Raw genomic sequence first — 6433 nt, 5'->3', positions numbered from 1 at the left:
CGCGCGTTGAGCAGCTCGCGGAACGCGAACAGCACGGTCTGCCGCTTCGCGACCGAGAACCGGCTCCACGTCTCGAAGCCGCGCTGCGCCGACGCGATCGCGGCGTCGATCTCGCTCTCGTCGGCGAGCGCCACCTCGGCGCTCACGGCACCGGTCGCGGGGTTGTACACGGGTGCGGTGCGCCCGCTCTGCGACGCTCGCGGTGCGCCGTCGATCCAGTGGCCGATGACCGTCGTGTCGGTGATGGTGCTCATGGGGTGTCCTTCGGATGGTCGGGGTCAGACGGACGCGGGGATGTCGCGGTGCACGAGGCGCGCGGCCGTGTCGACGGCCGCCGCGACATCGCCGTCGGGCGGGTAGAGGAGCGTGCGGCCCACGGTGAGACCGCGCACGCCGGGCAGGGCGAGCGCGCCCTCCCAGGCGGCGAACGTCTCATCGGGGTCGGCGCCGGAGTCGCCGCCCAGCAGCAGGGTCGGCATGGTCGTGGCCGCCATGACGCGCTCCATGTCGTCGACGACGGGCAGCTTCATCCACGTGTAGGCGCTGTCGGCGCCCAGCCCCGCCGCGATCGCGACGGAGAGGATGACCGCGTCGGTCGACAGGTCGTTGACGATGCGGCCGTCGCGCCACTCGCTCATGAACGGCTCGAGCATGATCGGCAGCCGCGCGGCCGCCGCCTCGTTCACGGCGCGGGCCGTGGCCTCGAGCGTCGGCGCCGTGGCGGGATCGCCGAGGTTCACGCGGATGAGGGTCTTGGCGAAGTCGATGCCCTTCGCCGCCATCGTGGCGACGTCGTACGCGCCGTAGCGGTCGTCCATCTCGAACGCCGCACCGCGCAGGCCGCCGCGGTTCATCGACCCGACGACGACCTTGTCGTCGAGCAGCCCGAGCGCGGCGAGGTCGTCGATGATGTCCGGCGTGCCGAGCACGCCGTCGACGCCCGGCCGGCCGAGCGCGATCGCGAGACGCTCGAGGAGCTCGTAGCGGTCGGCCATGGCCGTCTGGTCGGAGCCGACCGCGAGCGCGCCGCGCGCGGGGTGGTCGGCGGCCACGATGAAGAGCCGGCCGTCTCCGCGCAGCACGTCGCGGCGACGGCGGGCGGCGAACGCGGCGCCGATCTCGTCGGGCCGGTGGGCGCGGACGTCGCGGAGCCGCTCGAAGTCGGCTGCGGAGAGTGCGGTCATGTCATGCTCCCTGGAGGGTGTTCTCGACCTCGTCGGCCGTCGGCATGGCGGTCGAGCACTCGCGGCGCGACGCGACGATCGCGCCCGCGACGTTCGCGAAGCGCAGCGTGCGCTCGATGCTCCAGCCCTCGAGAAGTCCGTGGCAGAGGGCGCCGCCGAACGCGTCGCCCGCGCCGAGGCCGTTGATGACGTCGACCGCATGGACGGGGACCTCGACGACCTCGTCGCGCGTCTTCGCGAGCACCCCGCGGGGCCCCTGCTTCACGATCGCGAGCTCGACCCCGCGCTCGAGGAGGGCGTCGGCCGCCCGCTGCGGCTCGGTCTCGCCGACCGCGACCTGGCACTCCTCGCGGTTGCCGACGGCGACGGTGACCTCGCCGAGCACCTGGCCGATCTGCTCGGTCGCGAGCGCCGGGTCCTCCCAGAACATCGGGCGGTAGTCGAGGTCGAGGATGGTGTGGGTGCGGCGCTCGCGCGCGGCGAGGGCCGCGTGATGCGCCTCGCGGCTCGGCTCCTCGCTCAGCCCCGTCGTCGTGAACCAGAGGATGCGCGCGGCGCGGACGGCGTCGAGGTCGATCTGCGCCGCGTCGACGTTCATGTCGGGCGCCTTGGGCTCGCGGTAGAAGTACAGGGGGAAGTCGTCGGGCGGGAAGATCTCGCAGAAGGTGACGGGCGTGCGCAGCGTCGGGTCGGTCGCGACGTACCGGTTGTCGACGCCGAGGCGGGTGAGCTCGCCGAGGAGATAGCGGCCGAACGGGTCGTCGCCGACGCGCGAGACGAGGGCCGAGTCGTGGCCGTAGCGGGCGACGGCGACCGAGACGTTGGCGGCCGTCCCGCCGAGATACTTGCCGAACGTCTCGACCTTCTCGAGGCCCACGCCGTCCTGCAGCGGGTAGATGTCGACGCCGAGGCGGCCGATCGCGAGGACGTCGGGTGAGGTGCTCATCGTCATACTCCGTTGTCGTGACTGGGCGGCTGCGCCCGCGGGTCGATCTATGTCCTGACAATATCACAAGAGCGACGGCGTGCAACAGTCAATCCGAGGTGACAAAGGTCGGGGCGGGTAAGGTTGTCGGGACATCACATCCTGACGATCGAGGAGGAGCGCAGCGATGGCAGCCGACGAGGCCGTGTGGCCGGACGAACTCTTCGCGGACCTCGATCGCACGGGGCCCGTGCCGCTCTACTTCCAGGTGTCCAGCCGGCTCGAGCAGGCGATCCGCTCGGGGGACATCCCTCCCGGTGCGCGCCTCGAGAACGAGATCGCCATCGGGCATCGACTCGGGCTCTCGCGCCCGACCGTGCGCCGCGCGATCCAGGAGCTCGTCGACAAGGGCCTGCTCGTGCGCCGGCGCGGCATCGGCACGCAGGTCGTGCAGGGCCAGGTCACGCGGCAGGTCGAGCTCACGAGCCTCTACGAGGACCTCAAGAGCGCGCACCACGACCCGGCGACGCGCGTGCTCACGCGCGAGGTGCGCGCGGTCCCGGCCGACGTGGCCGAGCGTCTCGGCGTCGCGGCCGGCGACGACGTCCTCTACCTGCGGCGACAGCGCAGCACCGACGGCGTTCCGGTCGCCCTCCTCGAGAACTGGCTGCCGGGCGACCTCGCCGACATCTCGCTCGAGCAGCTCGAGCAGCAGGGTCTGTATCAGATCCTGCGATCGCGCGGCGTGACCATCCGGGTCGCGAAGCAGCGCATCGGCGCGCGTCGCGAGCACGGCGACGAGGCGGAGCTGCTCGACGTCGACCGGGGCGGGCCGCTCCTCACGATGGAGCGCGTGGCCTACGACGCGTCAGGGCGCGCGATCGAGTTCGGGCGGCACTGCTACCGGCCCGACATGTACAGCTTCGAGACGACGCTCGTCGCCAAGTAGCGCCGAGCGTCGTCCGGCTGCGGCTCAGACCGCCGCGGGCTCCACGGCGTCGACCGCGGCCTCCGCGCCGAGCACGACGGGCTCGCGCACCGGGAGGATCGTCGGATGCACGTCCGCCATCTTCTCGAGCACGCGGACGACCTGGCACGAGTAGCCGAACTCGTTGTCGTACCAGACGTACAGCACGACGCTCTCCTCGCCGGCGACGGTCGCGAGGCCGTCGACGATGCCCGCGCGGTTGCTGCCCACGAAGTCGGTCGAGACGACCTCGGGCGACTCGACGTAGTCGATCTGCTGGCGCAGCGGCGAGGTGAGCGACGTCTGCCGCAGGTAGGCGTTGATCTCGTCCTTCGTGGTCGGGCGCTCGAGCTGCAGGTTGAGGATCGCGAGCGACACGTCGGGCGTGGGCACGCGGATCGCGCTGCCGGAGAGCCGGCCGGCGAGCTGCGGCAGCGCCTTCGCGACGGCCTTCGCGGCGCCCGTCTCCGTGATGACCATGTTCAGGGCCGCCGAGCGCCCGCGGCGGTCGCCCTTGTGGAAGTTGTCGATGAGGTTCTGGTCGTTCGTGTACGAGTGGACCGTCTCGACGTGCCCGTGGCGGATGCCGAAGGCCTGATCGACCGCCGCGAGGACCGGCGTGATCGCGTTCGTCGTGCACGACGCCGCCGAGAGGATGCGGTCCTCAGGCGAGATGTCCTCGCTGTTGATGCCCGACACGATGTTCTTGATCGCGCCCTTGCCGGGTGCCGTGAGGAGCACGCGCGAGACGCCCGTCGCGCGGAGGTGCTGGCCGAGCCCCTCCTCGTCGCGCCAGCGGCCCGTGTTGTCGACGACGATCGCGTCGGAGATGCCGTACTGCGTGTAGTCGACGGCCGCAGGGTCGTTCGCGTAGATGACCTGGATGAGCGTGCCGTTCGCGAGGATCGTGTCGTTCTCCTCGTCGATCTCGATCGTCCCCGCGAAGGGGCCGTGGACCGAGTCGCGGCGCAGGAGGCTCGCGCGCTTCTTGAGGTCGTCCGCCGACCCCCGGCGGACGACGATCGCCCGCAGACGCAGGCCCGAGCCGTCGCCCTGGTGGGCGATGAGGATGCGCGCGAGGAGGCGCCCGATGCGCCCGAAGCCGTACAGCACGACGTCGGTGGGCTTCGATTCGCGGGCCGTGAGCACCTCGGCCAGCTCCTCGCGGAGGAAGTCGACGAGCTCGTCGGTCGCGTAGGAGCCCCCGCGCGCGTCGAAGCGCGTGACGAGACGCGCGACGTCGATCGAGGCCGGGCCGGGCCGGAGCGTCTCGAGCGCCTCGAGCACGGCGTAGGTCTTCTCGGGCCGCAGCACCTCGTCGCCGACCTTGCGCGTGTAGCGGTGGGTGCGGAGGATCTCGACGGGCGAGATGTTCAGCAGGCGGCGGCCGTGGATGGATGTGACGATGCCGAGCTCGCGGTACAGGCGGCCGATGAGCGGGATCATCCGCTCGGCCAGCTCCTCTCGGGCGATCCACTCGGCGCGACGTGCTTCGAACTGCTGGCTCACGCTGGCTCTGTCTCCTTCGGTCGGCGGGCCGCTGTGCCCGCGCTGCTCGTGGCGACTCCAGGCTATGCGCAGTGATCCGGGTCTTTGCGGCCAGTCGATGACGCAAGAACCGCAGTTCTTTCCGAATGCGCAAGCCGGAAGGCGATGAGCGCGATGGCGGCCGACATCGCCATGACGATGCCGCAGGGGACCGCCGTCGTCTCCCCGCCGAGGCCGACGAGGGGCGAGACGAGCGCGGCGAGGCCGAACTGCAGCGCGCCGAGCACGGCCGATGCGAGGCCGGCCGCACCGGGAGCCGCCGCCTGCGCGAGGGCCGTGGCGTTTCCGAGGACGAGCCCGAGCGGCGCGACCGCGACGAACACGGCCACCGCGAGGAGGGGCGCCGGCGCGCCGGCGACCGCGATCGCGAGGAAGAGCACCGCACCCGCGAGCGAGCCGGTCAGGCCCCACCCCAGGAGCCGGCGCGGCGCGACCCGGTCCGCGAGCCGCGCCGAGAGCGCGCTCGTCGCCATGAGAGCGAGTGCGTTGACGCCGAAGAGCAGTCCGTACTGCACCTCGTCGAAGCCCATCATCGTCTGGTAGAGGAACGGCGACGCCGAGATGTAGGCCATCATGACCGCGAAGGCGAACGCGAACGCGAGCGCGTGGCCGAGATAGCCCCGCGTGCGCAGAGCCCGCGCGCCCGTGGCCGCGCCGGGAGTTCTGCGGGCGCGCGCTGACGCCGGATGGGTCTCGCGCACCACCACGAGCACGGCCAGGAGCATCGCGACCGCGATCGCGAGCACGACGGCGAGCACCCCGCGCCAGCCCAGGGGCGCCGAGATGAATCCGCCCACGAGCGGAGCGATCACGGGGGCGACGCCGCCGACGATCATCATGAGGCTGAAGGCGCGTGCCGCTGCGGGTCCGGTCGCGAGGTCGGAGATGACCGCGCGGCCGAGCACCATGCCGGCCGCCCCCGCGAGCCCCTGCACCACACGCGCGGCGATGAGGATCTCGAGGGTCGGGGCGACGACCGCCGCGGCGCTCGCGACCACGAGCGCGATCGCGCCCGCGAGGAGCGGTCCGCGCCGCCCGAACCGGTCGGAGAGCGGGCCGAAGAGGAGCTGCCCTGCTGCCACGCCGACGAGGAAGCCCGTGAGGGTGAGCTGGGCGCCGGTCGCGTCGGCGCCGAGCTCGGCCGCGAGCTGCGGGAACGCGGGCAGATAGAGGTCGGTGGCGAACGGCGCCACCGCGGAGAGCAGTGCGAGCACGGCGAGCAGCCCTCCCGTGATCCCGCTCGCGCGGACGACGGCGCCGGGCGCGGCGATGGTTCCCGTGGTCATGTGATTCCTCCAGATGGTTATGCGTACATAACTATACCGCCCGATAGCCTGAACGCATGCCCGACGACGTCCCGACCCGCGCCGCCCTCGCCGACCTGGCGGACGCCGTCCTCACCCTCGCGCGCGAGCTCGACCTCCGCGTCGGCGAGGATCCTGAGATCATCCCGCTCACCGCGACCGCGCGGATGGTGCTGCGGTTCGTGCATCACCATCCGGGCGTCTCGCCCAGCGGGATCGCCGACCGGCTCGCGCTCAAGCGCCCCAATGTGAGCGAGGCCCTGCGCCAGCTCGAGCGCCTCGGCCTCGTCAGCCGCTCGCGGCCTGCCGGCGACGGCCGCGGCGTCGTCGTCGCGATCACGCCGCTCGCGGAGGCGAACCTCGAGCGGCTGCGGCGGGTCTGGGCACGCGCTCTCTCGCCGGCGGCCGACCTCGACGTGGCCATGCTCACCGACACGATGAGCGCGCTCGCCGACGAGGTCGCGCGCGATCGCCGCGAGGCCGACGACCGCTCGTGACGCGGCGT

7 protein-coding genes are annotated in these 6433 nt (G+C 72.2%); 2 read left to right on the top strand and 5 right to left on the bottom strand.

Annotated elements, in window-relative coordinates:
* The 3 genes from ACOWU6_RS16290 to iolC form a co-directional block, all read right to left on the bottom strand.
* A partial coding sequence (locus ACOWU6_RS16290) for an aldehyde dehydrogenase family protein (RefSeq protein ID WP_421076350.1) occupies window positions 1-254 on the bottom strand: 254 nt, incomplete at its 3' end.
* Window positions 255-278: 24 nt separating this feature from the next.
* Entirely contained in the window at window positions 279-1184 is a 906-nt protein-coding gene (locus ACOWU6_RS16285) for a class I fructose-bisphosphate aldolase (protein WP_271173204.1), read from the bottom strand.
* A gap of 1 nt (window position 1185) precedes the next feature.
* Window positions 1186-2130, bottom strand: a complete 945-nt coding sequence (iolC, locus tag ACOWU6_RS16280) for a 5-dehydro-2-deoxygluconokinase (RefSeq protein WP_421076349.1) — start codon at window positions 2128-2130, stop codon at window positions 1186-1188.
* A gap of 166 nt (window positions 2131-2296) precedes the next feature.
* On the opposite strand from iolC, the gene ACOWU6_RS16275 reads away from it, so the two are divergent.
* Window positions 2297-3058, top strand: coding sequence for a GntR family transcriptional regulator (locus ACOWU6_RS16275; protein WP_271173206.1), 762 nt, complete (start codon window positions 2297-2299; stop codon window positions 3056-3058).
* Between the two features lie 24 nt (window positions 3059-3082).
* Here ACOWU6_RS16275 and ACOWU6_RS16270 read toward each other — a convergent pair whose 3' ends face one another.
* Entirely contained in the window at window positions 3083-4585 is a 1503-nt protein-coding gene (locus ACOWU6_RS16270) for a glyceraldehyde-3-phosphate dehydrogenase (protein ID WP_421076348.1), read from the bottom strand.
* A gap of 62 nt (window positions 4586-4647) precedes the next feature.
* A complete protein-coding gene (locus ACOWU6_RS16265; protein WP_421076347.1) occupies window positions 4648-5910 on the bottom strand; it encodes a multidrug effflux MFS transporter in 1263 nt (420 codons plus the stop codon).
* A 56-nt stretch (window positions 5911-5966) separates the two neighbouring features.
* On the opposite strand from ACOWU6_RS16265, the gene ACOWU6_RS16260 reads away from it, so the two are divergent.
* The gene (locus ACOWU6_RS16260; RefSeq protein WP_271173209.1) at window positions 5967-6425 is read left to right on the top strand and encodes a MarR family transcriptional regulator; all 459 of its coding nucleotides are present in this window, start codon (window positions 5967-5969) and stop codon (window positions 6423-6425) included.
* Window positions 6426-6433: the final 8 nt, after the last annotated feature.

The organism is Microbacterium sp. SA156 (assembly GCF_049065455.1).
GTDB lineage: Bacteria > Actinomycetota > Actinomycetes > Actinomycetales > Microbacteriaceae > Microbacterium > Microbacterium barkeri.
The sequence above is the reverse complement of the archived record's forward strand: the minus strand, read 5'-3'. Positions and strand labels throughout refer to the sequence as shown.

Coding starts and splice junctions, on each gene's coding strand:
- ACOWU6_RS16285 (WP_271173204.1), bottom strand. CDS start 1,184: ATGACCGCACTCTCCGCAGCCGACTTCGAGCGGCTCCGCGACGTCCGC.
- iolC (WP_421076349.1), bottom strand. CDS start 2,130: ATGAGCACCTCACCCGACGTCCTCGCGATCGGCCGCCTCGGCGTCGAC.
- ACOWU6_RS16275 (WP_271173206.1), top strand. CDS start 2,297: ATGGCAGCCGACGAGGCCGTGTGGCCGGACGAACTCTTCGCGGACCTC.
- ACOWU6_RS16265 (WP_421076347.1), bottom strand. CDS start 5,910: ATGACCACGGGAACCATCGCCGCGCCCGGCGCCGTCGTCCGCGCGAGC.
- ACOWU6_RS16260 (WP_271173209.1), top strand. CDS start 5,967: ATGCCCGACGACGTCCCGACCCGCGCCGCCCTCGCCGACCTGGCGGAC.